This window comes from Marinobacterium nitratireducens (assembly GCF_014645375.1).
GTDB lineage: Bacteria > Pseudomonadota > Gammaproteobacteria > Pseudomonadales > Balneatricaceae > Marinobacterium_A > Marinobacterium_A nitratireducens.
Genome location: NZ_BMLT01000003.1, coordinates 60,070 through 85,355, shown reverse-complemented (window position 1 = coordinate 85,355; position 25,286 = coordinate 60,070). Strand labels below are relative to the sequence as shown.

Below are 25,286 nucleotides of genomic sequence, written 5' to 3'. Positions count from 1 at the left end.
CGACCGGGATGCGGTCCGGACCCGTCGCGGGTCGTCAGCTATTCAGAGCCTAGCGCTTTTTCGCGTGGGTGGCCCTGTTGCCGGCAACGCGCAGGGCAGCGACGCTGAGGAGAGAGTCGATGGGCAACAAGGGCGAGGTCGAATGCAGATCCTGCGCCGGTGCGCGCTCACCCGGGCGCCGCCGCTTGCTGACGAGTTCCGGGTTGCTGGTGGCAAGCGCCCTGCTGCCTGGCGTCCGGCGGGTCGCCACGGCCGAAGCGCCGACGGCGCTGCGCATCGGCGTTATGGGACCGTTCGGCGGGCCGGCCAGTGGCACCGGGCGCGACATCCGTCAGGGGATCGAGATGGCGCTCGACGATGCCGGCGCCGAAGGCGAGTTGCCGCTGCTGATCGACGGCCGGCAACGACGCATCGAGCCGGTCTGGATCGACAGCCGCTCGGACCCCGTCATTGCCGCCGACGCGGTCGGGGATGTTCTCGCGCGTGGCGAAGTCGAGCTGATGTTCGGCGGCTGGCACACCGCCGTGGCGCTGGCGGTCATGGAGGTCGAGGCGGATCTTGGCATGGTGCACCTGGGCAACGTGGCCTCGGGGCAGGCGATCGCCGACCGGCTCAATGCCGATCCGGTGCGCTACGGGGGCTGGTTCAAGGGCTGGCCCTCACCGGCGCGGTTGATACCGCAGTATCTCGAGCCGCTGAGTCACTTTCGCCGCCAGGGACTGTGGCGGCCCGCCAGCCTCAGGGCCGCCATCGTCGTCGAGGATACGCCCTGGGGCGAGAGCTGGGGCGAAGCGATGGCCGCGACCCTGCGGCGGCTGGACTTCGAGGTGCAGGTCGCCGACCCGGTCGGGCTCGAGCAGACCGACTATCGCCGGATACTGCGCCATTTCCGGCAGCAAGAGGTGTCCTTCCTGGCGATGACCAATTCCGGCAATGTCGCCGCCAGCAGCTTTGTACGGCAATTTCGAGAGGAGGCGCTCGCGGCACTGCTGGTGGCCGACTCGCTGCGCGGCAGCAGCGACTGGTATCGCCGCACCGGCGAGGCCTCGAACTATGCCATCTGCATGGACTCGGCGATGCCCATCGCGCTGTGGCAGCGCTGGTGGGTGCGGCGTTACCAGGCCCGGTACGGCCAGTATCCCAATATCGTTGCCGCCGGCTTGCACTACGATTACATGCGTATGTCGATCCGGGCGCTCAACGCCGCTGCCAGTCTCGACCGCGAGCGCCTGATTCGCACCGTCCACCGCACTGCCTACCGGGGCATCTGGAACCTGTACCGCTATGCGCGCCAGCCGGGTGCCCACGCCGTGTCCGTCAACGAGGTGATGACCGGGCGCTTCATGGAGGGGTTCTACTTCCCGATGGTGCAGCTGTTCGACGGCGAGTCGAAGATCGTCTGGCCGTTGCGCTACGCCGACATGCGCTTCGCGGCGCCGCCCTGGACCGCCGCTTTCGATTAACCGTCATCGCAGGCCGATACCGGCCCTTCAAACTAAACTGACGTTAAACGGAGGCGGGCGGTTCCCGCCGACTGCGTGCCCGAATACTTGTCGGCTCGCTGTTCGGGTAAAAACGTAAAGACCCCAGTGGGAGATAAACCATGACTGGATTATCCGAAGCATTGAGACGTGGCAGCCTTGTCGCCGCGTTGCTGTTACCGGGCGCTGGTGCGCTCGCGCAAACGGAAGTGGCGCCCCCCTCGTTGTATGACCGGCTTGGCGGCCTGGCGCCGATATCGGTTGTCGTCAGCGACTTTATCGATGTTCTGGTACCGGACGAGACGCTCAACGCCAACCCGGCGATCGACGCGGCGCGCAAGTCGGTGCCATCTCCCTACCTCAAGTACCAGGTCACCGCTATGGTGTGCCAGGTGACCGGTGGCCCCTGCCAATATACGGGGCGCGATATGAAAACCGCCCACGCCCACCTGAACATCTCAGCGTCGGAATGGGATCGAATGGTGGAGCTGTTCAAGCAGGTACTGGCGAAGCATCAGGTTCCTGAGGCCGAAAGCGGGGAGCTGCTGGATATCGTCGGCTCCACCCGAGAAGATATCGTGGCCGAGTGACCGGCCAGCTTCCCCTGTGAAAAGGGGGCCGTCACCGGCATGCCGGGCTCAACATTTATTGTGCCAGAAAGTCGGCGATGCCTGCCGCGACGTACGAGAGCGGCAAACAGACCATGCAAACCATCGTAAGCTTGATGACGAGCCGATGGGTGCGGTGACCGACGATATTCGTGCCGAGGTTCAGACGTTCGGATAGGAGCTAGCGTTTTGATGCGATTGAGGGGAGTTCTAAGACGGGCTGCCGTGGATTTTTCGCCACTGCTCTTCCTGCCACTGCTGCGGTGAAGAACCACTCCAGCGCTTGAAGGCCCGGGAGAAAGCGCTGAGCTCAGAATAGCCCAGTTGCAGAGCGAGATCCGTCAGCGGTGTCGCGCTGTTGGTCATCCACTCGCGGGCAAGCTCGTAGCGTACGGTTTCCAGCAGCGACCTGAAGCTGGTGTCCATGGCCTGCAGCTCGCGCTGCAGGACCCGGATATTCATACCGAGCAGTTTCGCCACGGTGGATGCGGTTGCCTCGCCTGTCGGCATCAGTTCGCGGATTAACTGGGTGACCTGTAGCTCCAGGGGTTTTTCACTTTTGCCACCGGCGCGTTCGATATAGGTTTCGAAGTATCTGCGCACTTCGGACGAGGTGCGGTTGGGTGTTGCAGTCAGGTAACGCGCCGGGAATATGACGGCATTGTGGGGCTGATTGAAGAGCACCCTGGCCCCGAGCAGTTTTTCATAGTCTTCCGTCGGGGCCTGCTGCGCGTGCTGGAACTGGACCGCTGAAACAGGCATCCCCTCGGGTCTGAGGTCGCGCAGGATATTGAAACAGCGTCCAACGCCAAGCTGAACCAGCTGGATAAGGTTGACCTCGGTATTCACGTTTGCGCTGTAGGTCAGGAGGGCTTTGTTTCCTTCGGTTTTTACATCGATTTCAATGCCCTGTGCATGAAAGTGAACATATTTTTTAAATGTCTCCAGGCTTTCGGCAAGCGAATTGCACTGGCCTGCCAGCAGCCCCAGCGGGCCAATTGTTTCGATGCCATGGCGTAAAGATAGCCGCAGGCTGAACAGCGGGTCGTCGGCCTCGGTTGCGGCATGTTCAAGCACGCGGATAAGGCTATCGTAAGGAATACTGATGTCGTACGAGCGAAGCACCGTCGGAGAAAGGTCCTCCAGCGCCAGCAGCCGGATGGGATTCAGCTGATAGCGGCGACAGAGCTCGGCGAAGCCGGTCAATGCGCCGCTTCTGATCTTGAAGGTAGGAAATTGTTCCGCCATGTTCCGGCTGACCATATTGTGCTTGTCCGGAGCATTATTGATAGTTTCGTCATGGCGAATCAAGTGAGGCGCCGGGTACGGGCGTTCCGCATTGCACGGACGCCACCCTGGTTCCGGCGCATTGTGACGGTGACCTTCATACCGGCAGCACCGGTGCGGTCAGGGGCGCAGTGGATCGGAAGATTCTCGTGCACCGTCCAGGCAACGGGATCGGCGTCGAAGGCCGCCGCGCTGCTGGAGGCGATTTCCACCAGAGCACCCTGGCTGAGCCCGGCCGGTTTCGAGGCGGGCGAGAGTCTGGAGCGATGAGCGGCGCGGGTCAGTTGGCGCCGTTTTTATTGTCTAGACTGAAATGGTCCGGCGCGGCGCCTTATGGGTTATGCAAGTCCCCGCGTGCGGATTCACCGCCAGCGGACCTGCACGCAGATGCAGTCCTGGATTGGAAGCTTGCAATGCACATGCGCACCTTGATGCCGGTTGGCCTGATTCTGGTTGCAGCGATGATGCTGCCGGGAACGGCGCTGTCTGCCGGCGGGGGGGCGCCGCCGCACGAGCAGTTGCAGGAGGCCTGGCGCCAGGTCGATGACTTGCTCGAGGGGTTTCTCGCTCCGCAACAGCAGCAGGTGTTGAACGATTTGAGTTACGCCACGGCGGTGGATGGCCTGTGCGACAGCTTCGATGTCGACCGGGCGAAATTCGTCCAGGCCTTCGACGAGCTAACGCCACAGGCCGATGACTACAGCGCTGACGAAGCCGAGCACTTCAAGCAGCACCTGCTGTTCAGCTACGGCCTTGTGATGGGGCTGTTCATGGCCGAGGGCGCGCTGGACCAGACCGGCTTCTGTCGTCAGGCGCAGGCGCACCGGGACGACCCCGAGACGCCGCATTTCTGGGAATGACTCTGCGCGGCGGCTGTCCCCGGAGCGGGCGGGGCGCGCAACGGAATCTGGGAAGGGAGGTGGTTTCGATGAAGCTGACAGCATTTGTCCTGGGGGTGGTCCTGTTTTCCGCCGGGCTCGTCCGGGCCGCCGGCGAAGGGCCTTCTTTCAGCTGCGACAATGTCGCCTCGGGCAGTATCGAGGATCTGGTATGCCTCGATGCGCAACTGTCCGCGCTGGACCGGGAGCTTGCCTCGGTCTACGGCCAGGCGGCGGAGATTGCGGTCAACGAGCAGCCGCCGGTGCTGAAGGCGGAGCAGCGCGGCTGGATCAAGGGTCGCAACGAGTGCTGGAAGCGCGAGGACAAGCACGCCTGCGTCGAGTCCGAGTACCGCCATCGGATTGCCGAGCTGCAGGCGCGTTACCGCCTGGTCTCCGGTAACGGGCCTGTCTTCTTTGTCTGCGATGATCAGCCGGCCAATGAGGTGGTGGTGACCTACTTCGAAACCGAACCGGCAACGCTGATCGCCGAGTATGGCGACAGCGTATCGCTGATGTTCGTGCAGCCAAGCGGCAGCGGGGCCAAGTACGAGGGGCGTAACGAAAGCTTCTGGGAACATCAGGGCGAGGCGATGATCACCTGGGGGTTCGAGGCGCCGACCATGAAATGCCGGCCGCGCGAACAGTAATGATACGGACAGGATTGCAGGAGTGACGGATGCCAAACGCACCATCTGCGGGCCGGGTCGGTGATGGTACCCGGTGGGTCCAGGCTCTCGTTGTGGCGCTATCGCTGCTGGGTCCTGTGGCTGCGCCTGCGGCATCCGCATTATCGGATGATGAACTCGCCGCGGCGCGGCAGGCCGTTATCGACAGTTTCGACCCCAGGCGCCTTGGCGCAGGTTACGCGGCACTGGTGAGCTTTGCCGTGAGTCCGCAGATCAGTACCGCCTCGTTTCGTCCGGACACCGAATCCGACGGTGCCGAGGATACGCAGCTCGATGTCTATCGTATTCCGCTGCGCTTCGTGTTCGGTGAAGATGAAAATGTCCCAAGACCCTTCGTGCAGGCTGTGCTTGCCTACCAGGATCTCTACTCCCGTTTCGATCTCGGTTTCGGCGAGAGCATCAGGTCCGACTGGGAAACCTATGGACTGCTGATCGACGGCGGCTTCGAGGTGCCGCTCAGTGACAACCTGATACTGCTGCCCACCCTGAGCCTGGGGTACGCCCGTCTCGAAAACACCGCAGACTATTCGGGGCTGCTGTCGGAAACGGTGCTGCGGCCGGCTTTCAAGAACATCATTTTCGACTGGAAGACAGACGCCGTGGTTTATGGCGCGGCGCTTGGTATGGACTACCGCCGCCAGTTCGGCGGTTTTACCACGGAGCTACTGGCAAGCGTGTCGCGCAACCGCCTCGAGACAGTCAACGAGTCGAGCGAGTTCGTCGAATTCAGCAGCGGCGTCACGGCGCTGGATGTGGAATTCAACACCGCGCATGCGACCGGGCTGGAACTGCAGGGGCACCCGCTGGACTGGGTTTTGCTGCTGGGGCATACCCGCTTCTACGGCTCGAATCGGGATTCGCTGGGCTTTACCCACTTCAGTGAAGCGGGCCTGGCGCTGCAACTCAGCCCGCGGCCCGGCGGTCACCGAAACGATATCTGGCGTCTGGGGCTCAAAACCATTGTCGGCGACGACGTCGACGGCTGGAGCCTGGTGCTGTCACACGAGTTCTAGCACGTATCGGAACGGGCGGGTGAGCGCTGATCCTGGCGCCACCCGCGCCGCTGTTAACGGGCCGCGCCGTTGACCCTGATCGGAAAACCGACCTGCTGCATGCTTTCGTCGGGCGTGAACCGGAAACTGCCCGGCTCGAACGCCGGCGCGAAGTTCCAGTCCGAGAAAACGGCCGTGAGCTGCGGAGCACCGTCCATTTTGGGCACGTCCACCACCACCTTGTCGATCGTCGGGGCTTCGAGATCCGAAACCCATACCTGGTAGTTGGCTTCTTCGGTGGTCAGCTGCAGATGATGCCGCCAGTCGCCGTCGACGTAGTGCAGCCCGAGGTAGGCACCGGTCTCGATGGCGTCGGCGAAGGCGCCGCACGGGCGGGAACGCAGAAGGTCCTCGAAGGGCATGACGACGCCTTCTTCGGCGGCCCTGTCGAGCATCGCATCGATCGACTCCGGCGCTGCAGAGGAGGCATAGATACCGCGCTCGGGCAGCGCCTCGGTGATCAGGCTGCCGCTGTAATAGACGGCGCGTTCGCCGATATCGTCGGTCACCCGGACACTCAGCTGGTCGGGGCGCGCCAGCGCGACATCATCGCGCCGGCTCAGCTGTATCTTGCGGCCGTTGTCCATGACCAGGTCGTAGCTGGTATCGATGCGCACGCTGAACGCCGGCGCTTCGCGCAGACGGGTGCAGGCCTCGAGCAGGACGCCCGCTGTCGCGGGGTCGACCTGGGGTTCCTGAGCCGCCTGGGTGGCGCATCCCGTGGTATAGGCAGCGGCACTGAGCAGCACCGGCACGAACAGTCTTCCTGTCATTCGTCGTTTCCTTCTGCGTTCCCTGTGTTCCATGGCAGGGTGGCACCAGGATACGGATTCACCGTTATCCGCCGACCCCGTCTGTGCATCTTGCCATGGAGTCTATAACAGCGCACGGCATCGGGCCGGGTTTTTATAATAGCGGGAAGTCGGGCAGCAGCGTCGAAGGAAGTTTTACGCTGCTCGGCCATGAGTGTGTCTTGATCCAGCCCGGCGCGATGGCGTTGCAGCGGATACCGTCGTGCCCGAGATCGGCCGCCATGGCCCGCGTAAATCCATGCACGCCGGTCTTGGAGCTGCAGTAGGCCGCATGCCATGGGTTGGCGCCAATGCCTTCGATGGACCCGATGTCGAGGATGCTGCCGCCGCCACGCCGACGAAGCGGCACAGGATCTCGAGAGCCTGACGCTCGAGCTGGCAACGGTGCGCTTCGCCGAGTCCGGCATCGCCGCGTCGGTAGCGCTTGGCAGCAACCTCAACGAGGCGGCGCTGGAAGTCGGCGTTCACATTCCCAAGGTCTGCGGCATCGGTATCTGCGGCGCCTGTCGGGTGCAGCTGGTTTCCGGGTCCGTGAACATGATGCACAACGGCGGCATCAGCGACGAGGAAATTGCCAAGGGCTATGTCCTGTCCTGCTGCTCCGAGGTGACGGGGGACCTGGAGGTCGAGTGCTGAGGGCCGGTGCTGGGCCCAAGGCTCAGCGGCCGTCCATCGCGGCGCTGCAGTCGCGCATGGCATTCGGCCAGTATCGCCAGGGCGATGCTTTCCGGCAGCTCGGCGCCGATATCCAGACCGGCCGGCCCGGATACCGGCGTGGTCAGCCGTTCATCGGCGACGCCGGCTTCGTCGAAGACCCGCTCGCGACGATTGCGCGGACCCAGCAGCGCAAGGTAGCGCAGCGGACTGTCCTGCAGCACCCGCAGCGCGGCGGCATCGAGGCCGACGTTATGACTCATCAGCACCGCGGCGTCGACCGCTTGCTCCCGGCAGTAGGCGGGCAGCGTTTCGACGGCAGCGTCGATGATCCGGTCGGCGGTCATGAAAAACTCGCGGCGCGCGTTGGCGGGGCGCGGGTCCCAGAGGCTGGTCTGCCAGCCCAGTTCATGGGCCAGGGTGACCAGCGGCCGGGCATCGATTCCGCCGCCTATCACCAGCAGGTGCGGAGGCGGCACGATGACCGTCCTGAGCCAGCTGGCGTCGCCTTCGTCGCACAGCTCGCTGTGGCGGTCGCCCACCGCCCGATCGGCCGTATTCAGGTCCTCGAAACGGCACTCGACTTCGCCGCGGGCGGTCGGGATACGCTGCCGGTAGACACCGCTACCGCGCCGGTCGAGGGCCTGCAGCACCCGGTCCAGCTGCAAAAAGCCGTTTTCCGGCGTGACCGGCTGCAGCAGGATATGCACGGTGCCGCCGCAGCCGATACCGAGCCGGAAGGCCAGGTCGTCCTCGTCGCTACCGTCGTAGCGAAGCTTGACGGCCCTGCCGCTTTGCATCACCCGGCGGGCCTGTTGCTGGATATCGGATTCGAGGCAGCCGCCGCTGAGCATGCCGAATTGCTGGCCGAGATCGTTGAAGAGCATCATCGCGCCGGCCTTGCGGTAGCAGGGCCCCTCGGTGCGATACACTGTGCCGAGCACCCATTGCCGAGCGTTGCGCTGCGGATGCCACTGGCGCAGCTGATGCACGAGCTGGTTGTTCATCGTTGTCACCGTTGCGTCGGTCCGGGACGGCAGCGGTGTTCGCCGGAGCCGTCCCGGGGCTTCAGCCGAGTTTCAGCGGCAGGCGCGAAAACGCCTGACCGGTGGCGGCTTCCAGGGCGTTGGCGAGGGCGGGTGCGATCACCGGCGTCCCCGGCTCGCCGACGCCGGTCGGGGCCTCGGCCGACGGCACGATATGCACCTCGATCTCGGGCATCTGGCCGATTCGCAGCACCTGGTAGTCGTGGAAGTTGGACTGCACCACGCGGCCCTGCTCCAGGGTGATTTCGCTCATCAGCGCCGGCGAGAGGCCGAAGCCGATGCCGCCCTCCATCTGCGCCTCGATCACGTCCGGGTTGACGGCGATACCGCAGTCCACGGCGCAGACCACGCGCTCGACCCTGAAGCCGCCATCGTCCGTCAGCGATACCTCGACCACGTGGGCGACATAGGTATTGAAGGACTCGTGCACCGCGACGCCGCGGCTGTGTCCCGCCGGCAGTGCCGATCCCCAGGCGGCTTTTTCCGCGGCCAGCTTCAGCACCCCCTGATGGCGCGGGTGCCCCTCGAGCAGCTGCAGGCGATACGCCACCGGGTCCTTGCCGGCGGCGCGGGCCAGCCGGTCGATGAAAACCTCGGTCGAGAAGGCGGTATGGGTGCTGCCGACCGAACGCCACCATAGCACCGGAGGGCCCTGCTCGACGGTATGCAGCTCGACCCGCAGATTCGGAATCCGGTAGGGCAGGTTGGTGGCACCTTCGACCGAAGTGGCATCGATGCCGTCCTTGACCATGCCGCTTTCGAACGCCGTGCCCTTGAGAATCGACTGGCCGGCGATGCGGTGCTCCCAGGCTACGGGCATGCCGTTATCGTCGAGCGTGGCGCGGATTTTGTGCGCGTAGGCCGGGCGGTAGTAGCCGGCGCGGGTATCGTCCTCGCGCAGCCAGACCAGCTTGACCGGGGTGCCCGGGCGGGATTTGGCGATGCGCACGGCTTCCATCACGTAATCGGAATGCGGATTGGCGCGACGGCCGAAACTGCCACCGGCGAACAGGGTATGGATTTTCACCTGTTCTGGCTTCATGCCCAGCTCCTTTGCGACGTTGCCCTGGTCCTGCGTCTGGCTCTGGTCGCCGTTCCAGATTTCGCACTCGCCATCGCCAACCCGCACGACGCAGTTCATCGGTTCCATGGTGGCATGGGCCAGATAGGGAAACTCGAAATCGGCCTCGATGACATTGCCGCCGGCAGCCAGTGCTGCCGCTGCGTCACCGTCATTGCGCGCCGGTAGTCCCGGTGTCTGCGTCAGCTCGCGAAAGCTTGCCATGATCTCTGGCGAGCTGCCCCTGAAGGCGTCGCTCTCGTCCCAGTCGATCTTCAGGGCATCCCTGCCTCTCTTGGCGCTCCAGGTATCGTTTGCCAGAACCGCAACTCCGGACTCGATCTGAATCACGTCCACCACCCCCGCCACCTTGCGGGCGTCGGCGTCATCGACGCGGGCAGCGCGGGCGCCAAAGAGGGGCGGGTGGGCGACAACCGCGATCAGCATGCCGGGCAACTGGATGTCCTGGGTAAAGAGCGCGCTGCCGTCGGTCTTGCCGAGATCCTTGCGCGGCAACCGACGTTTGCCGATATAGACGAAGTCCTGCGGCGATTTGAGCGTCAGGCTGTCTTCGGCCGGCACCGGCTGGCGGGCGGCGACCTCGGCCAGTTCGCCGAAGGTCGCCTGCCGGCCTGCGGATTCATCGCGAACCACGCCCTGGCTGACAGTGATTTCGGCGACCGGCACCTGCCACTCGTCGGCTGCGGCGGCGACCAGCATGGCGCGCGCTTATGGCCTTGCCCTCGACCGCCGAGACCGGGGTGACGCAGGAGCGGGTCGGTTGACCATCGACGTGGACGGTGCAGGCGCCGCACTGGGCCAGGCCGCAACCGAACTTGGTGCCGGTCAACTGGACGTGGTCGCGAATGGCCCACAGCAGCGGTGTATCGGGCGACACATCGACCGGGTGATCGACACCGTTCACCTTGAGTGTGACGGACATGGCGGACTCCTCAATAAAGATGGTGGAAACGCACAGGGGCGCGTGGCGATCGTATTAGGATGGTCCCGCGGCGCGGGAAGCGTTAGCCGGATCGTCCCGCGTGCTTGCCTAAAACTCCGACGGCATGCGTTGCAGCTGGAGGCTGAAGCCGTTCCGGTGCCATAATCCTGCAATATTGCAGAGCAAGGTTGGAGGCGGGTAGCGTGGAATCGATGACCGATCTGGCGGTGGCCATTTCCCGGGCGGTGGGGCAGCACAGCGCCCTGAGCACCCGGCTGCCGGGGCTCAATCTGTATCGTTCGGCGACGACCGTCGTGCGCACCCCCATGGTGTACGTGCCGACGATTTGCCTGATCGCCCAGGGACGCAAGCAGGTTCACTACGGCGACAAGAGCTGCAGCTACGATCCGTCACACTATCTGATCAACTCGCTGACCCTGCCGATCGAGGCCGAAATTCTCGACGTGACGCCGGGTCGTCCCTACCTGGGGCTCAGCCTCGCGGTCGATCCCCAGGTTGTCAGCCAGCTGATGCTGGAACTGGATCGCCACCTGGCGCCGCCGGCGTCCGCCGAGCTGCCCGACATTATCGCCGCCAGCGGCATTACGCGCCCGCTCGAGCACGCTTTCATTCGCCTGCTCGGACTGCTGGAGTCGCCGCTGGATCTGGAAATTCTCGGTCCCGGTATCCAGCGGGAAATCTTCTACGAAGTGCTGAAGGGGCCGCACGGCCATCTACTGCGCAACTGTGTCGCCAGTCATGCCGGGGCAAGCCGCATCGCGCCGGTGGTGCATTTCATCGAGAAACACTTCGAACAGCCGCTCGATATCGACGCTATCGCCCAGCAGGCGGGCATGAGCGCGTCGTCGCTGCACGCGCACTTCAAGGAGGTCACGTCGCTGTCGCCGATGCAGTTCGTCAAGAGCCTGCGGCTGCACCGTGCCCATATGCTACTGCTCAGCGGCCAGTTGGCCAGCGAGGCGTCATACCGGGTCGGCTACGGCAGCCCGTCCCAGTTCAGTCGCGAATTCAAGCGCTTCTTCGGCGTATCGCCACGCGATGTCCAGACCCGGGGCGCGGCCTGATCGGCAGCCGGAATCGCGACCGTCTACACTTTCAGGGACTTGGGCGCGCCGGCCACGGCGGTCACGTAAAGCTGTTCCATGGGAGTGTTGCGAATGAGGATGTTGCCGGGCAGATCGCTGCGACAGGTTTTTCTCGCGGGTTTGCTGCTTGCTGTGCTGAGCGGCGGGCTTTTCGCCCGGGAGCTGCCGGATCTGCCGCCGCTGACGACGCTGCCCGACGCAGGGCCTTTGCCGGGCAAGTTTGTCTGGGCGGATCTTTTCAGCAGCGATTTCGACACCAGCCGGGATTTCTACCGTCAGCTATTCGACTTCGACTGGCAGCCGGTCGGTGGTCTGCCGGAGCGCTACGGTATCTTTCTGCTCGATGGCGAACCCGTTGCCGGGCTTTCGTTCCATCAGGGCGCCAACCCCGCCGTGCCCTACGGGCACTGGGTGCACTATCTGTCGGTGCCGGACGTGGAGCAGGCCACCGGCCAGGTGGTCGCCGGCGGCGGAGCCCAGGTTCTGGCGCCCCGCACCATTGACCGGCGCGGGGACTTTTCCATCGTCGCCGGCCCCGACGACGAGTTGCTCGGACTGATCCGCTCCAGCGCCGGCGACCCCGCCGATGACAGAGCGCGCCCCGGTGAGTGGGTCTGGTGGGAGCTGTTCACACCGGACAGCGAGGCTTCCGTCAGCCTCTATCGCGATATCTGTGACTGCCTTCTCGAGAAACGCGAAAACGGAGAGGAACGCTACCTGATGGTCAGTCAGGATCAGTTGCGCGCGGGTATCAATCCGCTGGCCGACGGCGGTTCGCCCGGGTGGCTCGGGTTCGTGCGGGTCGCCAGCGTGAGCGACAAGGTGGTGCAGGCGCAGGCACTGGGCGGGCGTTTGCTGTTCGCACCCGACCCCGAGGTGCTCTCGGGTCGTATCGCGGTGATCGAGGATCCGACGGGGGCTTCGGTCGGGCTGATCACCTGGGACCTGGCGGCCTCGGAGGCGGCGCAATGAGCCGCTGGGTTCGGAAGGGCCTGTGCTGGCTGGCCGTTCCGGCGCTGCTGGCGGGCTGCACCTACGGAAGTATCGGCGTCAGCTACCACGGCGGCTATTACGATGGCTTCTACTGGAATGCCGGTGTTCGCCGCCCGATCTACGGCCCGCCGGTCGGCCCGCCCCATCACCACCGGCCGCCGGGTCATCATCGCCCACCCGGCCATTACCGTCCGCCGGTACAGCATCGGCCATCGCGCCCGGTCACGTTGCCGGGCCGCGTGCCGCCCGGACTGCGCCGTTGAACTATGCTTTAGCAGTGTCCGGGCGGTCGAGCGGGCGGCCCGGACCGTCGCAGCGATAAAGCCGGCTGCGTTATGCAACTCCGGGGATATCCCGTGACTTGCTTACAGGTTTAACGTGAACTTTGCCTTTCTTGTCAAGATGCGGAGTGGATCTGTAATCTGCCCGTACCCAACATTCTCCAGGGAGGTGCTCCATGAGCATGAAGGACGACTACATCAAACGGCTGCAGGCGCAGCTCGACGTCTGGGATGCCGAGATTCAAAAACTCAAGGCGCAGGCGGAGGTGGCGAAAGCCGATGCCCGGCTCGAATACCACAAACAGCTCGAGGAGCTGAAAAAGCAGCGGCAACAGGCGCAGCAGAGGCTGACGGAGCTGCGGGAGGCCAGCAACAGTGCCTGGGACGACCTCAAGGCCGGCGCCGATCGTGCCTGGGACTCCATGGCCGATGCCATCAAGTCGGCTCGGGAGCGGTTCAAGTAGCTGGATACCCTTGGGTGTATCCCGAATATTCATTTGGACGTTAGATGGCCGGAAGGATTTCCATGGATGGGCGGCTAGAGCAGGATTTTTCACCGGGGAGGACGGCCCCCGCAGACCGAGCCTGTGACCGCGTATCCGAAACAGAACCGGAATCTCATTCGAACGCGGAGGCAAGTCATGAACACCCTGCTGAAATCGGATGGCTTCGGCCGTTTGACACTGTTTGAATTTGCATTCAGATACCCACATGCACTGCGAACTATCGTCGCTCCCTTGCTATTCCTGCTCATGGTCGGTGTTTACATGCTCGTGTACACCACGGGTGGCATAAAGTATGTGTATTCGCACTCCATGTACTTGGTTGTGCTGCTGGGTGGCTTTGTCTTCGGCACCAAAGGGGGCAGTGCAATTGGTATTATTGCCGGTGTTGTCCTCGGACCGTTCATGCCGATCGATACCGAGACCGGAGAGATGCAAAAGACGGTCAACTGGCTGTATCGAACCGGGTTCTTTACAGCGGCGGGTTTCATTTGTGGTGCTGCCAGTGATTTCGCCAGACAGTACGTGGCGCACAACAAGTGGTTTATGCGCCACGATACTGTAACAGGCTTGACGAACCGAATGGGCCTTATAGAAAATCTGTCTGAAATCAAGGGCGGCACCGATAGTAAGGACGTTGAAAGTCTGGCAGTAGTTTCGTTGGAGAATGTAGCTGAGGTCGAGGCTGTCTATGGTCTTGGCGTAACGGATCAGATTATCACCCAGCTTGCGAGAAGAATGACAGCCAGGCTGGGTCAGGATGCCTCATTATATCGAATCAGTAATCACCAGTTGGCGGCCTTGATAACTTGTTCGCACGATGAAGATATTGAAAGTGTTTTGGCTGGGCTGGTTGATGAGTTTGGCGACCCGTTCGAGTATGGAGCAGTGTATATTCATGGCGACGTTCGAATAGGGCTTACGGAACTGGTGGTGTTGGAGGAAGCACCTGACCATTATTTGCGAAGGGCAGAATCCGCGCTCCGCAATGCATCGGAAAAGTCGCAGCACTGGATGCGATTTACACCGACTCTGGATGATACGAATACGCGTGAATACCTTGAAATCTTGGGAGAATTGAAGTCTGCGCTAGCGTCGGACCAGCTGAGGTTGCATTATCAACCAAAGGTGTCGCTCGCCACCGGACAAATTCATGCCGTAGAGGCGCTGATGCGTTGGCAGCATCCAGTCCGCGGATTCATACCCCCGTCAAAGTTCATACCGCGAGCGGAACTCAGTACCATGATTGACCGCTTAACAGAATGGGCTATCGACACCTCGCTTGCGCAGCATGTGTTCTGGAGGAACCAGGGGATAGAACTCAGCATGGCTGTCAATATCTCTACGCGAAACCTTCTTAAATCAATTTTTTCCGATACAGTGCTTCAACTTCTGAAAAAACATCAGGTAGTCGCTTCCCGGCTAGAGCTAGAGATAACAGAAGCTAGCTTCATGCAGGATATCGACAGCACTATTGTCGAATTAAAGAAGCTCTCTGACAGCGGCGTGGTCGTCTCGATTGATGATTTTGGGACAGGCTACTCCTCGTTGAAATACCTCAATATGCTGCCAGCATCGGTTATCAAGATTGATCAATCCTTCATCAGGTCGCTGTCTGAAAGCTCCAGTTCTGCCCTGATCGTCAAAGCTGCCGTGAACATGGCGCACGATCTTGGTAAAAATGTCATCGCTGAAGGCGTCGAAGAAGCTGATGCATTTTCTTTTCTGGCCGAAATAGGGTGTGATTTGGCGCAAGGCTACCTGATTTCTAAACCGCTACCCGCTAAAGAATTCACCCGGTGGTACCTGGAGAGAGGCGGGTACTATCGTTTGGATGGCAGCTGCTAGTGAACTTGCAAACAAGTCCCGGACAGGTGCCGTCGTTGCCGGAGGGACTGGCTGGAGGAGCCCGCTCCGCGGGCGAATGAAGTTGGGCAGATGCCGGATTCGCCCGCAGATCAGGCTCCTGCAGTATCTCCGTAATCCACCCCGGCCTCGGACAAGCCCGGCAGTTTCGATAAAATGCTGCCGGGTTGGCAGATATCAGGCTCAGCGCGGCTCCTGGTGCTGCGCTATTTCGCCGGTGGCAGCGTTGGTACTTTCGAATATCTTGTCGGCGGAGGCGGCGATAAAGCCGCTGTAGAGCTTACCGCTAGGCTGGGGATAGCGACGCGCGAACTCGTAGAAGCAGCTCGGAATGGCGACGGTGCGGTCGATAAAGGCGACCTCGGCCTTGTCTGCCAGGGTCGACGACTGCTCCAGCAGTTCGGCCGGGGACCCCTTGATTTCGCCGCCGGAGCTGTTGATCGCAAAGCCCTTCGCCTTGAGTGTCTCGTTGACTGCCTCGACCGAGTCGAAACCTATCAGGTGGTTGACGCTGACGGTGAAGTGGTTGGCGCGATAGCCCCAGGCCGCCATCCAGGCAGCGTACTCGCTCTCGGCCAGCAGCGTCTGGTAGCTGTCGTAGTCGACCGACCAGTGCGTGCCGGAGTAGAGGAAGTTGTCGGCGGTCACCGCCTCCGCGTCGACCTGGTCGACCAGCGCGCGAATGATGGATCGGGCCTTTGGCGACAGATCCTCGACCAGCAGCTCGGAAATGAACACCTTGGGGGCGGTTGGGTCCTCGTGCTCATAGTGGCGGGCGCGGAGCTTCTTGGTCTCGAAGCGATAGTCGCCGCATTCGCGGTATCCCAGCGCGAGGAAGTGCGCCGCCAGCTTCTCCAGGTTCACCTTTTCCAGATTGAAGGTACGTAGCGCGATATGGTCGTTGACGATATCGCTGTCCTGGGTGTTGCCGAGAATCCGGTGCACCCTGCGGGCCGAGGGCGTAACTTCGACATACTGTTCCCAGAGGTGGCGGAAGAGGGCATTGCGATCAGCGTGCATGAATGGGCTCCTTGTTGTTTTGCACTGCGAAGGCGGTATCCGCGACCCGGGATCCGGATAGCGGCAATTGAACGAAGCGGGCCTGGGCGCCGGCACTCAGCTTCAGAGCGCCGGCCAGTGACCGGGAAATCTCCAGCACGCCGTCTTCGGCGCGATAGTGCATCTGTTCGGCGATGCCAGCGCGGAAACTGTCCACCGAGGTATTGGCCAGAATACAAAGGTGCTCCGGTTCCGTTTCCAGCCGTCGTTGGTCGGTAGCGATCTCGACGCGGCAGGCCACCGAGGTGGCGATGCTGCGTATCTGGGTGAGTTTCGCCTCGACGGTGGGGCCGGCGTCGAAGGGGTCGACGAAGCCGCGGTGCTCGAAGCCTTCGGCCTGCAGCAGCTTGAGCGCTGGACGGGTCTTGTCGTGCACCTCGCCGATTACCCGCCGGGCCTCGGCGCTCAGCAGCTGGGTGTAGAGTGGGTAGCGAGGCATCAGCTCGGATACGAAACCGTTGTTGCCGGAGCCGACCAGTCGCGTGACGGTGGCGAAATCCATGTCGAGAAAGTGCTGGCGCATCCAGTCCCAGAACGGTGAGCGCCCGGCCTCGTCGGAAACGCCGCGCATTTCGGCAATGACGGTATCGGCGAAGCGCTGCGGGTGTTGCGCCATAAATAGAAAACGGACCTTCGAGAGCAGTTTGCCGGCATGGAGGCGGCGATACTGCGGACGCAGATAAAGCGTGCAGATTTCGCTGCAGCCGCTGTAGTGGCTGCCGAGGTTGAGCACGCCGACGTGACTGCTGATGCCAAGATCCCGCGAACGGTATTCTTCTTGGCTGTGATGATAGTGGTACAGCGGCTGGTGCAGACCTATCGATGACTCGATGCCGGTGGTGCCCATCACGGCACCGGTGTCGGCGTCCTGCAGCACGAACAGATAGCTTTCGCCATTCGGTGTCTGCACCTTGCGCGCGAAGCTCTCGATGGAGTGCTGGATCTTGTTGCGCAGGACGTCGGGGTCATCGGGCAGTGAGCTGAAGCCGGGGCCGGATTCGACCGCGATCCGGTACAGCGCATCCAGGTCGTCGTGGCGGATAGGGCGAATGATCATGCTGTCCTCTCTATTTTCAGTCGCCTGCACGCTGTGCAATGCATTTTTCCCTTTGTTCGCGGGGGATGCGGCCGTGTCGCAAGCCGTCCCTGTGCGGAAAGTATGAAGCGGGTACCTGTTGAATTGCAGTTTCAATTCGATCGAATTGATGTGATTATTGGTTAAAATAACCAACGAATTTGTCAAAATGATAAGTAAGCAGGACGAGCGCCTGATTCATCTGCTGCGCCGCAATGCCCGTGTCAGCGTGACGGAGCTGGCGCGGGAGCTGAATCTGTCCCGATCGACGGTGCAGAACCGCATCAACCGGCTAGAGGCGACCGGTGTCATACGCGGCTATTCGGTGGAGCTGGGGGGCGAGTTTTCGCGTCAGCAGGTGGCGGCGCACGTATCGATCAAGGTGCACCAGAAGCTGACGGTGAAAACCAACATCGAACTCGAGCAGATCAGCCAGGTGGCGCAGTTGTTCGCGGTCAGTGGCGAGTACGATCTGATTGCCATCGTGCAGGCGCCGTCGCTGGAGGAGCTCAGCGCGGTGCTGGACGATATCGGCAACCTTGATGGTGTCGAGAGGACCAACTCGTCTGTGGTGCTGGAGACGAAGTTCCGGCGTTAGGGCATAGGGAGGGCGATGCCGGTAAAAATTCGCCAGGTCTCCGGGTGCAGTCCTGCCTGCCGCCCCGCGGCCGTGACCCTTGGCAGCTTGAGTCCGGCCCCGATGGGTCCTAATGTATAGGCTGCTTGTCACGGCGGCGGCCTGTGTCTCCAGATACCCGGCGGAGTGGGTTCGATGATTCACCACTATTCGATTGCTGTTGCGGATACGGTCCTCGTTTCCGAGGTTCTGGCACGACTTGTGGACGGCACTGTCACCCGTTTCGGACCCTATCCGAACTCGCGGATCCTCTGGTTCGGAGACGAGCCGGGTACGGCAATCGAGCTCTATCCGGCGGGGACCGAGATGGTGCCTGGCGACGGGGATGCTCAGGCGGGCTTTGTACACAACCCGGCGCACAGCGGCTACACCGCGACTCACGCGGCGATCTCGGTGCCACGCTCAAGAGAGGAAATCTTCGCGCTGGCGCGGGAGCAGGGCTGGCGTGCGGTTGAGCTGCCCCGCGGCGGCTTCGACGTGATCGAGTTCTGGATCGAGAACCGGGTGATGATCGAGCTGCTGACGCCCGAGATGGCCGCGGATTACCTCTCCGTTACCCGCAAATACCGCAAGCAGCCGGAAGCGGATGCTTCTGAATGCTAGTCGCGTGATTACCCGCGACGGTGGCACCGAAGTCGCGCAGGGCACTGTGCTGTTCGTGGGGGCTGCGCCCCGCGGCGAAGCGGTTTGGCGCCGTGCCGGATTCATTCGCGGCGGGGAAGTGCCCGTAGGTTTGGGTACACCGCTCCCACGGGGTACGAACATCGTAGGAGTCGCGCCCCGCGACGAAGCTTTTACCGCAGCTGCACCACCGGACGCTCTTAACGATGCCGTTTTATCCTGCGCGCCTGAAGCGGGCGGCGGACAAGAAGCGCCTGGCTCTACCGGGGATCTGACGATTCGCTGGATTCCCACTCGACGAAGGCGTCGATTTCCGAACTGAAGGTCTTGACCACCCACCCGAGAAGCGCCGCATCGTCGATCAATCCCAGGCCCGCGATAAAGTCGGGAATGGCGTCAACCGGTACGACGAAATAAAGAATCGATGCAATTATCGTGATCAGTGAGGACCGGGAGATGTCCCTGTAGCTTCCGTTGGCGTAGGCCCTGATAAGGCGAAAGCAGGCCATAAGCTGCTGCCAGACGGCATCGAGCGCCCCCTGCCGGCTGCTGGCTTTCCTGGACGCTTTGGCAATCAGATTCCTTAGCTTATCCGGATCGCCGGCATACGCTTGTGCTTTGCTTTCAGCCTTCCTGAAAGCTTGACTGGCCTTGGCCGTATCCGCCTTGAAGTGATTGCTGCTCTTGAACATGACCTTTCCCGTATCAGTTGTCTTGCTTAGGGTACAGCGGCGTGACCTGCTCGATGCCAACGGCCGTTTCGTATTTGTAGCCGAAGGCGTTCAGGTCGAGGACCTGGATCTTGCCGTAGCCACGGGCGATGCTGCCTTCGTCCTCGAGTGATTTCAGCTCGATGCCGATGGTCTGGCGGGAGGCGCCGAGCATCTTGGCCAGAGCGTCGTGGGATATTTCGATGCAGGTTCCGCCGCTGTTGTCGCTGTAGCCGTGGCTGTAGGCGAGGCGGTGAATCAGCCGCGCCAGGCGGTCGCGCAGTCTGAGGCCAACATTGTCCTCGTTCAGGGTGAAGGCGAGGCGCAGTTTGCGGCACAGCATCATGCTCAGCTGCCGGCCGAATTCCGGATGGCTGTTCCACAGGCGTTCGAAGTGGCCCAGGCTCAGCACGCTGACCCGCGAGTCTCTGGAGGCGACCGCGTGAGTCCCGCGCGGCATGCCGTCGACCAGCCCGACCTCGCCGAAGCAGTCGCCCGGCAGCAGCTCGCTCACCACGATTTCCCGACCGTTGTAGGAGTAATTGCAGAGATTCACCGCGCCGTCCATCAGGCGGTACATCTCCAGCGAGGCGTCGCCTTTGCAGTACAGGATCTCGCCCTTGTGCAGGCTGCGCACGGTGCTCAGCTGGCGGATTTCGTCCTGTATAGACGTCGGCAGCAGGGAGATAAAGTCGTGCAGGTTCGGAATCGTTCGCATGGGGTTACAGCTTCGGAAGATGTCGGAAAGGTCGGCTTTTCGGTTGCCGGGCAAGGGACGATGCCCTTCCTGGCATCATACCCCGACGGCTCGATCTTTCGCCATGAAATGTAAGCTATCTGACATTCTCCGGCCGGGGCATCCGCTATGCTTGACGGTAATGCCGTCTTCGGGCCGGTGGCTGACAATCACGACGGTCGACACGCCGGCGCCGATGACAACGCGCTGCGGCAGCAGCGTCGAAACGATTTCGACGATAACAACAGAGCCTGGAATTAAAACGATGATCAATCTTGCATTGCAAAAGTGGCGCGCCAAGGAGCCCAGCCTGGGTACCTGGTCCAACCTGCCCGATATCCACATGGCCGAAATGCTGTGCCGTCAGGGCGCTGACTGGATCTGTTTCGATCTGCAGCACGGCCTGATGGACTATAGCGACCTGACCCGACTGCTGCCGGCCATTACCGGCGTGCCCGTCACTCCGCTGGTGCGTGTCGCGGCCAACCAGCCGGACCAGATCGGCAAGGCGCTGGACGCCGGCGCCCAGGGCGTCATCGTACCGATGGTCAACAACGCCGCCGACGCCAAGCGCGCCGTCGACGCCTGCCGCTACCCGCCGCAGGGCACCCGTTCCTGCGGACCGATGCGTGATGCCATGCTGGAGGGGATGGGCTACCTCGCCACCGCCAACGAGCAGGTCGCTTGTCTGGTGATGATCGAAACCGAGGAAGGTCTGCGCAATCTGGAAGAAATCGCCGCGGTCGAAGGCGTCGATGGTCTCTTCGTGGGCCCGATGGATCTGTGTTATGGTCTCGGCATCGCGCCGGGCAGCTTTACCGACCCGAGCTTCACCGCCGCGATCGGCCGGATTCTAGAGGCCTGCAAGACCAACGGTCTGGCCGCCGGTATCTTCGGCCTCAGCGGCGAAATGGCGGCCAATTCGCTCAAGCAGGGCTTCGACTTCGCGTCGATCGGCACCGACATGAGCTTTATCCGTGCGGGCGTCGCTCAGGCCATGACCGCCGCCAAGGGTCAGAACAAGGAAGACGCGCCGGCCGTGCGCGGTGGCTACTGATCACCAACGAGGAACTGCCTATGTCACTCTGTCCAATCGCTATCGCCGTCGGCTGCAAAGGCTGTCCGGCCTATGCGGTCTGTCCGCTCAAGGGCGTTATCGGTGATTACAAGGCCGACGCCGCCAAGACCTCTGATCGCAAGCCGCAGGAAGAGGCGCCTGCCGACAAGGAAAGCAAGCCGCGCCAGGAGGATTGACCTGCCGGGCTAATCCGTCAGGCACGTTTGCTGCGGTTTCACTGCCCGCTTTCGCGGGATCGGCGCGCCCTCTCGGTATCGAGCAGGGCGCGCTTGCGTTCCAGTCCCCAGCGGTAGCCGCCAAGGCCGCCGTCGCTGCGCAGAACCCGGTGACAGGGGACCAGCACCCCGATACGGTTGGCGGCGCAGGCCGACGCCACCGCCCGCACCGACCTCGGCGCGTTCATTCGCGCGGCCAGCTCGCTGTAGCTGAGCACCTCGCCTTCCTCTATCCCGAGCAGAAAGCGCCAGACCTTCATCTGAAAGGCGGTGCCGCGAAGATCCAGCGGCAGCGCGGGCAAGGGAGCTGCTGCGTCCAGATGCTGCTCGAGCGCTCCGATCCAGGCGTCCAGTTCCGGAGCCTGGCAGGCGGGCGAGGGCGTCAGCAAGGCGCCGGGGAATTCCGCTCCCAGCTGTGCCAGCAGCGCGGCCTCATCGTCGCCGAACTGCACGAAGCAGACACCACGGTCCGTGGCCGCCATCATCAGGGGACCGAGGCTGGTATCGCGACAGGCCCAGGCGATGCTTTCTCCGCTGCCGCCGGCGCGGTAGGCTTTGGGTGTCATGCCGATATTGCGCGCCGCCTCGCCGTACACGCGGCTCAACGAGCCGAAACCCGAGGCGAATATCGCATCGGTTACCGTTTCGCCATCCTTGAGCGCGGCTTTGAACCGTTGCATGCGCAGAGCGTCCTGAAAGGCTTTGGGCGAGACGCCGAACGCGGCCTTGAACAGGCGCTGCAGTCGTGACGGGGACAATCCGGCAAGCGACGCCAGGGTGGCAAGTGTCAGCCGTTGTTCGGCGTTGGCTTCTAGATGCCGTGCCACCCGCACCAGCCGCTCGTCGGCCGGGCCGTTATCGAGCGGCCGGCAGCGCCTGCAGGGGCGAAAGCCCGCGAATACGGCGGCCTCGGCACTGGCGAAGAACCGCAGGTTTGCGGATCCGGCCGCGCGGGCGGGGCAGGAGGGTCTGCAGAATACGCCGCTGCCAGGGACGCCATAGAAAAAACGTCCATCGTAGGCGCTGTCGCGCGCCGCGATGGCGGCGCGCATCTGTTGTTCGGATAACATCGGCTGACTCCGGATACTGGAGAATTATTCTATAGAATCCTTAACGGAGTTTCGCCGCCATCCGTTTCTTGTCGTCCACTTGAACAGTCGCGGCAGGAAGCGGATGTATTCTCCGGCCTTTGTCGTTGAAACTTCATCCCAGGCGTTGCGAAAAGGAAACTGCCCATGGATCACGAGACCATCGCCCGCGCAATGGCGGCGATTGCAGCCAGCGACGAAGACGTCGCACGCGCACTCGAACAGCTCGGCCCGCCGCCGCCGAGGCAGCGTCCCGTGGGTTTCGAGACCTTCCTGGCGACCATTGTCAGCCAGCAGCTGGCGACGCAAGCGGCGCAGGCGATTCTGGGGCGGGTGCAGGCGCTGATGGGAGAGCCGACGCCTCGCGGGCTGCTGGGCGTCGAGGATGAAGCTCTGCGCGCGGCGGGACTGTCGTTGCGCAAGATCGAGTATGCCAAGGGGCTGGCGCGGGCCGTCGACGAAGGACGTTTCGATATCGCGGCGCTGGAGACGATGAGCGATGACGAGGCCATCGGCGCGATCACGGCGCTACGCGGGTTCGGGCGCTGGAGCGCCGAAATCTACCTGATGTTCTCGCAGCAGCGGCCGGATCTGTTTCCGGCCGACGATCTGGCGTTGCGGGTCGCGCTCGGGCGCCTCAAGGGGCTGGAAAGCCGGCCGACGCCGCAACAGGCCCGCGTGTTGGTCGAACCCTGGTCACCCTGGCGCAGCGTCGGCTCGCTGTTCCTGTGGCACTACTACCGCGGCGCGCCGGCTTAAGTGCGAGTCCCGGGGATTCGTGGGCGTGCCTTGGGCGGGAATGGTGCGGAGCATCGGAGGAGGATCGGGAGCGACCCTCCGGACTTTCAGGGGCTGCCGGGTTGCCCGACAGCGTGCGGTGTGATTTACGAAAGGTCGGCCAGCTCCCGCTCGATCATTCGCTTGATGTGCGCCTCGTTCTCGACGATGGTCTCGCCGTCCTGGCGCAGCGACTTCAGCAATCCGATCATCATCCCCAACAACACGAAGGTGAAGGGCAGGGCGCCGGCAATCGAGGCCGCCTGCAGCGACTTCATCGCCTGGTCACCACCGAGTACCAGCAGGATCAGGGTAACCGCGCCGAGGACAGAGCCCCAGATGATGCGCTGCTGCACCGGCGGGCGGCGACCGAACGCCAGCAGACGACCCAGTACCAGGGTGCCGGAGTCGGCGGAGGTGACGAAGAAGATGACCACCACGGCCAGCGCCGCGGCTTTGGCTATCGTCGAGATGATGCCCGGGGTGAGCACATCGAAGATGTTGTAGAACGCGCCGGCGTAGTCCCAGTTGTTCACGGCGGCATTGTAGATGCTCATGTCGGTGCCGTAGATCGCTTCATAGATGCCGGCGGAACCGAGTATGCCGAACCAGACCAATGCCACGATCGACGGGATGAACATGACGCCGAGCATGAACTCACGGATGGTGCGGCCCCGGGAAATGCGCGCGATGAACATGCCGACGAAACCGGCCCAGGCGATCCACCAGCCCCAATAGAAAATGGTCCAGCCGCCCTGCCAGACGCGTTCCTCGGGGCTGCGTGCGGTCCAGAGAGTCATGGAGATAGCGTCGGAGATGTAATCGCCCATGGCGGTCACGGAGCTGGCGATCAGGTAGTTGGCGTTGCTGGCCAGCAGGAAGTAGGACAGGATCGCGATGCAGATCCAGCTGTTCAGCGTCGACAGCACCTTGATGCCCCGGGCGACGCCGCTGGTCGCAGAAGCGGTGGCTATGATGGTGATCAGGACGATCGACACGATGGTGACGGTCTGGGTTTTTTCCGCCAGCAGCCCAAGCGAGACGAGACCGGCGCCGATCTGCTCGACACCCAGGCCAAGAGTCGTGGAGATGCCGAATATGGTGCCGAATACGGTGAGGATATCGACGGTGTGGCCGATCGGGCCATAGATCCTGTTGCCGATCAGCGGATAGAGCGCCGAACGCATCGACAGCGGCAGGCCCTTGCGAAAAGCGAAGTATGCCAGGGACAGGCCAACGATACCGTACATGGCCCAGGCGATGGTGCCCCAGTGGAAGATCGTCAGCTTGATGCCGCCCGCAGCGGCTTCGGCGACCAGGTCGCTGGGTACCGGAAAGCCTTCATCGCCCGGCAGCAGCCCGCTTGCCAGGGCCGCCTCTTTGGCCTCGAAGAACGCCGCGACCGCCGCCTTCACCTCATGGCTGAGGAAGGGGTTGCCGCCGCTCCAGCCACTGGCGAAGTGGATCATCGGCTCGGAAACGCCGAAAAACAGCAGGGCGGCGCCGGTGCCGCAGCCGAACAGCATCGAAAACCAGGCGAAGTTGCTGAACTCGGGCCTGTCGTCATCGCGCCCGAGACGGATTCGCCCGACCCGCGAGAAGGTGACGTACATGCAGACCAAAAAGGCCAGAAACATCATCACGACGTAGTACCAGCCCAGGGTGCTTTCGATCCAGGTTTTCAGCCCCAGAAACTGTTCGTTGGCGGTTTTACCCAGAAGTATCGCATAAAGCATGAAAAACACGATCATGGTGATGGCGGTAATGCCAAGTGTCGAATTTAATCCCTTCAATACCCCTCTGGGCTCGATAAGAGCGTCTATCTTTTCGCTGGAGAGCATGGGTTGTCCTCGTGAGAGTATGCTGGATCGTCATTGTTATTTTTGATTTTCATGACCTTTTTAAGCTGGCAATGAAAATATCCTGAATTGAACAGGCGGTCTTTTCCGTCGAGTTTTCTAAGAACCTGCGAATAAGTCCCGCAGAGTCCAAATGGGACTTGTTCGCAGGTTCCCTATTCGAGGTGGAGAT

30 protein-coding genes are annotated in these 25,286 nt (G+C 62.5%); 17 read left to right on the top strand and 13 right to left on the bottom strand.

Translation table 11 applies throughout. From position 1 onward, the window contains the following. The first annotated feature begins 119 nt into the window (after window positions 1–119). Together IEX85_RS06265 and IEX85_RS06260 are read left to right on the top strand one after the other, a co-directional pair. A complete protein-coding gene (locus IEX85_RS06265) occupies window positions 120–1,463 on the top strand; it encodes an ABC transporter substrate-binding protein (RefSeq protein ID WP_188859569.1) in 1,344 nt (447 codons plus the stop codon). Window positions 1,464–1,603: 140 nt separating this feature from the next. Further along, a complete protein-coding gene (locus IEX85_RS06260; RefSeq protein WP_188859567.1) occupies window positions 1,604–2,071 on the top strand; it encodes a group I truncated hemoglobin in 468 nt (155 codons plus the stop codon). A gap of 228 nt (window positions 2,072–2,299) precedes the next feature. On the opposite strand, the gene IEX85_RS06255 is transcribed toward IEX85_RS06260, so the two are convergent. Beyond that, window positions 2,300–3,352 carry an AraC family transcriptional regulator gene (locus IEX85_RS06255; RefSeq protein WP_229721812.1) on the bottom strand — a complete coding sequence of 351 codons (1,053 nt, stop codon included), beginning with the start codon at window positions 3,350–3,352 and terminating at the stop codon, window positions 2,300–2,302. 36 nt (window positions 3,353–3,388) lie between these two features. Here IEX85_RS06255 and IEX85_RS23975 point away from each other — a divergent pair, with 36 nt between their 5' ends. The 4 genes from IEX85_RS23975 (at window position 3,389) to IEX85_RS06240 (ending at window position 5,956) form a co-directional block, all read left to right on the top strand. Continuing rightward, window positions 3,389–3,646: a hypothetical protein gene (locus IEX85_RS23975; protein ID WP_229721811.1), complete on the top strand. Its 258-nt coding sequence runs from the start codon at window positions 3,389–3,391 to the stop codon at window positions 3,644–3,646. A 143-nt stretch (window positions 3,647–3,789) separates the two neighbouring features. After that, the gene (locus IEX85_RS06250; RefSeq protein WP_188859564.1) at window positions 3,790–4,236 is read left to right on the top strand and encodes a hypothetical protein; all 447 of its coding nucleotides are present in this window, start codon (window positions 3,790–3,792) and stop codon (window positions 4,234–4,236) included. 68 nt (window positions 4,237–4,304) lie between these two features. Next, window positions 4,305–4,904 carry an MliC family protein gene (locus IEX85_RS06245; protein WP_188859562.1) on the top strand — a complete coding sequence of 200 codons (600 nt, stop codon included), beginning with the start codon at window positions 4,305–4,307 and terminating at the stop codon, window positions 4,902–4,904. Between the two features lie 29 nt (window positions 4,905–4,933). After that, window positions 4,934–5,956, top strand: coding sequence for a Solitary outer membrane autotransporter beta-barrel domain (locus IEX85_RS06240; RefSeq protein ID WP_188859561.1), 1,023 nt, complete (start codon window positions 4,934–4,936; stop codon window positions 5,954–5,956). 53 nt (window positions 5,957–6,009) lie between these two features. Here IEX85_RS06240 and IEX85_RS06235 read toward each other — a convergent pair whose 3' ends face one another. Both IEX85_RS06235 and IEX85_RS06230 read right to left on the bottom strand, forming a co-directional pair. After that, window positions 6,010–6,768, bottom strand: a complete 759-nt coding sequence (locus IEX85_RS06235; RefSeq protein ID WP_188859559.1) for a DUF2092 domain-containing protein — start codon at window positions 6,766–6,768, stop codon at window positions 6,010–6,012. Between the two features lie 133 nt (window positions 6,769–6,901). Next, window positions 6,902–7,156 (bottom strand): SDR family NAD(P)-dependent oxidoreductase, encoded by a 255-nt coding sequence (locus IEX85_RS06230; RefSeq protein ID WP_229721810.1) that lies wholly within the window; start codon window positions 7,154–7,156, stop codon window positions 6,902–6,904. Between IEX85_RS06230 and IEX85_RS06225 the strand changes: the two genes are divergently transcribed. Beyond that, window positions 7,084–7,443 carry a 2Fe-2S iron-sulfur cluster-binding protein gene (locus IEX85_RS06225; RefSeq protein ID WP_188859557.1) on the top strand — a complete coding sequence of 120 codons (360 nt, stop codon included), beginning with the start codon at window positions 7,084–7,086 and terminating at the stop codon, window positions 7,441–7,443. The two genes, IEX85_RS06230 and IEX85_RS06225, sit on opposite strands and share 73 nt — an antisense overlap. On the opposite strand, the gene IEX85_RS06220 is transcribed toward IEX85_RS06225, so the two are convergent. The 3 genes from IEX85_RS06220 to IEX85_RS23970 all read right to left on the bottom strand — a co-directional run bounded on the left by IEX85_RS06220 (window position 7,389) and on the right by IEX85_RS23970 (window position 10,510). After that, window positions 7,389–8,468, bottom strand: a complete 1,080-nt coding sequence (locus tag IEX85_RS06220; RefSeq protein ID WP_188859556.1) for an XdhC family protein — start codon at window positions 8,466–8,468, stop codon at window positions 7,389–7,391. The genes IEX85_RS06225 and IEX85_RS06220 overlap by 55 nt on opposite strands. A gap of 61 nt (window positions 8,469–8,529) precedes the next feature. Next, a complete protein-coding gene (locus IEX85_RS06215; RefSeq protein ID WP_188859554.1) occupies window positions 8,530–10,287 on the bottom strand; it encodes a xanthine dehydrogenase family protein molybdopterin-binding subunit in 1,758 nt (585 codons plus the stop codon). After that, window positions 10,208–10,510 (bottom strand): (2Fe-2S)-binding protein, encoded by a 303-nt coding sequence (locus IEX85_RS23970; RefSeq protein ID WP_188859552.1) that lies wholly within the window; start codon window positions 10,508–10,510, stop codon window positions 10,208–10,210. Before IEX85_RS23970 ends, IEX85_RS06215 begins: the two co-directional genes overlap by 80 nt. Window positions 10,511–10,722: 212 nt before the next feature. Here IEX85_RS23970 and IEX85_RS06205 point away from each other — a divergent pair, with 212 nt between their 5' ends. The 5 genes from IEX85_RS06205 to IEX85_RS06185 all read left to right on the top strand — a co-directional run bounded on the left by IEX85_RS06205 (window position 10,723) and on the right by IEX85_RS06185 (window position 15,241). After that, entirely contained in the window at window positions 10,723–11,595 is an 873-nt protein-coding gene (locus IEX85_RS06205; RefSeq protein ID WP_229721839.1) for an AraC family transcriptional regulator, read from the top strand. 93 nt (window positions 11,596–11,688) lie between these two features. Then, on the top strand, window positions 11,689–12,588 hold the full coding sequence (locus IEX85_RS06200) for a VOC family protein (RefSeq protein WP_188859549.1): 900 nt from the start codon (window positions 11,689–11,691) through the stop codon (window positions 12,586–12,588). Beyond that, window positions 12,585–12,872, top strand: coding sequence for a hypothetical protein (locus IEX85_RS06195; protein WP_188859547.1), 288 nt, complete (start codon window positions 12,585–12,587; stop codon window positions 12,870–12,872). The genes IEX85_RS06200 and IEX85_RS06195 overlap by 4 nt, the downstream gene beginning before the upstream one ends. A gap of 194 nt (window positions 12,873–13,066) precedes the next feature. Continuing rightward, complete coding sequence (locus IEX85_RS06190; RefSeq protein WP_188859545.1) at window positions 13,067–13,354, top strand: sll1863 family stress response protein; 288 nt, start codon at window positions 13,067–13,069, stop codon at window positions 13,352–13,354. A gap of 177 nt (window positions 13,355–13,531) precedes the next feature. After that, window positions 13,532–15,241, top strand: a complete 1,710-nt coding sequence (locus tag IEX85_RS06185; protein ID WP_188859543.1) for a putative bifunctional diguanylate cyclase/phosphodiesterase — start codon at window positions 13,532–13,534, stop codon at window positions 15,239–15,241. Between the two features lie 201 nt (window positions 15,242–15,442). On the opposite strand, the gene IEX85_RS06180 is transcribed toward IEX85_RS06185, so the two are convergent. Then, window positions 15,443–16,279, bottom strand: coding sequence for a DUF1338 domain-containing protein (locus IEX85_RS06180; protein WP_188859541.1), 837 nt, complete (start codon window positions 16,277–16,279; stop codon window positions 15,443–15,445). Then, complete coding sequence (gene astA, locus IEX85_RS06175) at window positions 16,269–17,375, bottom strand: arginine N-succinyltransferase (protein ID WP_188859539.1); 1,107 nt, start codon at window positions 17,373–17,375, stop codon at window positions 16,269–16,271. The genes IEX85_RS06180 and astA overlap by 11 nt, the downstream gene beginning before the upstream one ends. 187 nt (window positions 17,376–17,562) lie before the next feature. Between astA and IEX85_RS06170 the strand changes: the two genes are divergently transcribed. Continuing rightward, complete coding sequence (locus IEX85_RS06170) at window positions 17,563–17,991, top strand: Lrp/AsnC family transcriptional regulator (RefSeq protein WP_188859538.1); 429 nt, start codon at window positions 17,563–17,565, stop codon at window positions 17,989–17,991. Between the two features lie 174 nt (window positions 17,992–18,165). Continuing rightward, window positions 18,166–18,633 (top strand): hypothetical protein, encoded by a 468-nt coding sequence (locus tag IEX85_RS06165; protein ID WP_188859537.1) that lies wholly within the window; start codon window positions 18,166–18,168, stop codon window positions 18,631–18,633. A 278-nt stretch (window positions 18,634–18,911) separates the two neighbouring features. Here the strand turns inward: IEX85_RS06165 and IEX85_RS06160 are convergent, their stop codons facing one another. The 3 genes from IEX85_RS06160 to IEX85_RS06150 form a co-directional block, all read right to left on the bottom strand. After that, window positions 18,912–19,343, bottom strand: coding sequence for a YkvA family protein (locus tag IEX85_RS06160; protein ID WP_188859535.1), 432 nt, complete (start codon window positions 19,341–19,343; stop codon window positions 18,912–18,914). Window positions 19,344–19,356: 13 nt separating this feature from the next. Next, window positions 19,357–20,079: a Crp/Fnr family transcriptional regulator gene (locus IEX85_RS06155; protein WP_188859533.1), complete on the bottom strand. Its 723-nt coding sequence runs from the start codon at window positions 20,077–20,079 to the stop codon at window positions 19,357–19,359. Between the two features lie 75 nt (window positions 20,080–20,154). Next, window positions 20,155–20,370 (bottom strand): hypothetical protein, encoded by a 216-nt coding sequence (locus tag IEX85_RS06150; protein WP_188859531.1) that lies wholly within the window; start codon window positions 20,368–20,370, stop codon window positions 20,155–20,157. On the opposite strand from IEX85_RS06150, the gene IEX85_RS06145 reads away from it, so the two are divergent. Continuing rightward, entirely contained in the window at window positions 20,363–21,154 is a 792-nt protein-coding gene (locus tag IEX85_RS06145; protein WP_188859529.1) for an HpcH/HpaI aldolase family protein, read from the top strand. The genes IEX85_RS06150 and IEX85_RS06145 overlap by 8 nt on opposite strands. Before the next feature lie 20 nt (window positions 21,155–21,174). Continuing rightward, entirely contained in the window at window positions 21,175–21,351 is a 177-nt protein-coding gene (locus tag IEX85_RS06140; RefSeq protein WP_188859526.1) for a hypothetical protein, read from the top strand. Window positions 21,352–21,389: 38 nt separating this feature from the next. Here IEX85_RS06140 and ada read toward each other — a convergent pair whose 3' ends face one another. Continuing rightward, the gene (gene ada, locus IEX85_RS06135; RefSeq protein WP_188859524.1) at window positions 21,390–22,460 is read right to left on the bottom strand and encodes a bifunctional DNA-binding transcriptional regulator/O6-methylguanine-DNA methyltransferase Ada; all 1,071 of its coding nucleotides are present in this window, start codon (window positions 22,458–22,460) and stop codon (window positions 21,390–21,392) included. A 165-nt stretch (window positions 22,461–22,625) separates the two neighbouring features. Between ada and IEX85_RS06130 the strand changes: the two genes are divergently transcribed. After that, the gene (locus tag IEX85_RS06130; RefSeq protein WP_188859522.1) at window positions 22,626–23,237 is read left to right on the top strand and encodes a DNA-3-methyladenine glycosylase family protein; all 612 of its coding nucleotides are present in this window, start codon (window positions 22,626–22,628) and stop codon (window positions 23,235–23,237) included. Window positions 23,238–23,362: 125 nt separating this feature from the next. Here the strand turns inward: IEX85_RS06130 and IEX85_RS06125 are convergent, their stop codons facing one another. Beyond that, window positions 23,363–25,096: a BCCT family transporter gene (locus IEX85_RS06125; protein ID WP_188859520.1), complete on the bottom strand. Its 1,734-nt coding sequence runs from the start codon at window positions 25,094–25,096 to the stop codon at window positions 23,363–23,365. Window positions 25,097–25,286 lie beyond the last annotated feature (190 nt).

Coding starts and splice junctions, on each gene's coding strand:
- IEX85_RS06265 (WP_188859569.1), top strand. CDS start 120: ATGGGCAACAAGGGCGAGGTCGAATGCAGATCCTGCGCCGGTGCGCGC.
- IEX85_RS06260 (WP_188859567.1), top strand. CDS start 1,604: ATGACTGGATTATCCGAAGCATTGAGACGTGGCAGCCTTGTCGCCGCG.
- IEX85_RS06255 (WP_229721812.1), bottom strand. CDS start 3,352: ATGGTCAGCCGGAACATGGCGGAACAATTTCCTACCTTCAAGATCAGA.
- IEX85_RS23975 (WP_229721811.1), top strand. CDS start 3,389: ATGGCGAATCAAGTGAGGCGCCGGGTACGGGCGTTCCGCATTGCACGG.
- IEX85_RS06250 (WP_188859564.1), top strand. CDS start 3,790: ATGCACATGCGCACCTTGATGCCGGTTGGCCTGATTCTGGTTGCAGCG.
- IEX85_RS06245 (WP_188859562.1), top strand. CDS start 4,305: ATGAAGCTGACAGCATTTGTCCTGGGGGTGGTCCTGTTTTCCGCCGGG.
- IEX85_RS06240 (WP_188859561.1), top strand. CDS start 4,934: ATGCCAAACGCACCATCTGCGGGCCGGGTCGGTGATGGTACCCGGTGG.
- IEX85_RS06235 (WP_188859559.1), bottom strand. CDS start 6,768: ATGACAGGAAGACTGTTCGTGCCGGTGCTGCTCAGTGCCGCTGCCTAT.
- IEX85_RS06225 (WP_188859557.1), top strand. CDS start 7,084: ATGGGTTGGCGCCAATGCCTTCGATGGACCCGATGTCGAGGATGCTGC.
- IEX85_RS06220 (WP_188859556.1), bottom strand. CDS start 8,468: ATGAACAACCAGCTCGTGCATCAGCTGCGCCAGTGGCATCCGCAGCGC.
- IEX85_RS06215 (WP_188859554.1), bottom strand. CDS start 10,287: ATGCTGGTCGCCGCCGCAGCCGACGAGTGGCAGGTGCCGGTCGCCGAA.
- IEX85_RS23970 (WP_188859552.1), bottom strand. CDS start 10,510: ATGTCCGTCACACTCAAGGTGAACGGTGTCGATCACCCGGTCGATGTG.
- IEX85_RS06205 (WP_229721839.1), top strand. CDS start 10,723: ATGACCGATCTGGCGGTGGCCATTTCCCGGGCGGTGGGGCAGCACAGC.
- IEX85_RS06200 (WP_188859549.1), top strand. CDS start 11,689: ATGAGGATGTTGCCGGGCAGATCGCTGCGACAGGTTTTTCTCGCGGGT.
- IEX85_RS06195 (WP_188859547.1), top strand. CDS start 12,585: ATGAGCCGCTGGGTTCGGAAGGGCCTGTGCTGGCTGGCCGTTCCGGCG.
- IEX85_RS06190 (WP_188859545.1), top strand. CDS start 13,067: ATGAGCATGAAGGACGACTACATCAAACGGCTGCAGGCGCAGCTCGAC.
- IEX85_RS06185 (WP_188859543.1), top strand. CDS start 13,532: ATGAACACCCTGCTGAAATCGGATGGCTTCGGCCGTTTGACACTGTTT.
- IEX85_RS06180 (WP_188859541.1), bottom strand. CDS start 16,279: ATGCACGCTGATCGCAATGCCCTCTTCCGCCACCTCTGGGAACAGTAT.
- astA (WP_188859539.1), bottom strand. CDS start 17,375: ATGATCATTCGCCCTATCCGCCACGACGACCTGGATGCGCTGTACCGG.
- IEX85_RS06170 (WP_188859538.1), top strand. CDS start 17,563: ATGATAAGTAAGCAGGACGAGCGCCTGATTCATCTGCTGCGCCGCAAT.
- IEX85_RS06165 (WP_188859537.1), top strand. CDS start 18,166: ATGATTCACCACTATTCGATTGCTGTTGCGGATACGGTCCTCGTTTCC.
- IEX85_RS06160 (WP_188859535.1), bottom strand. CDS start 19,343: ATGTTCAAGAGCAGCAATCACTTCAAGGCGGATACGGCCAAGGCCAGT.
- IEX85_RS06155 (WP_188859533.1), bottom strand. CDS start 20,079: ATGCGAACGATTCCGAACCTGCACGACTTTATCTCCCTGCTGCCGACG.
- IEX85_RS06145 (WP_188859529.1), top strand. CDS start 20,363: ATGATCAATCTTGCATTGCAAAAGTGGCGCGCCAAGGAGCCCAGCCTG.
- IEX85_RS06140 (WP_188859526.1), top strand. CDS start 21,175: ATGTCACTCTGTCCAATCGCTATCGCCGTCGGCTGCAAAGGCTGTCCG.
- ada (WP_188859524.1), bottom strand. CDS start 22,460: ATGTTATCCGAACAACAGATGCGCGCCGCCATCGCGGCGCGCGACAGC.
- IEX85_RS06130 (WP_188859522.1), top strand. CDS start 22,626: ATGGATCACGAGACCATCGCCCGCGCAATGGCGGCGATTGCAGCCAGC.
- IEX85_RS06125 (WP_188859520.1), bottom strand. CDS start 25,096: ATGCTCTCCAGCGAAAAGATAGACGCTCTTATCGAGCCCAGAGGGGTA.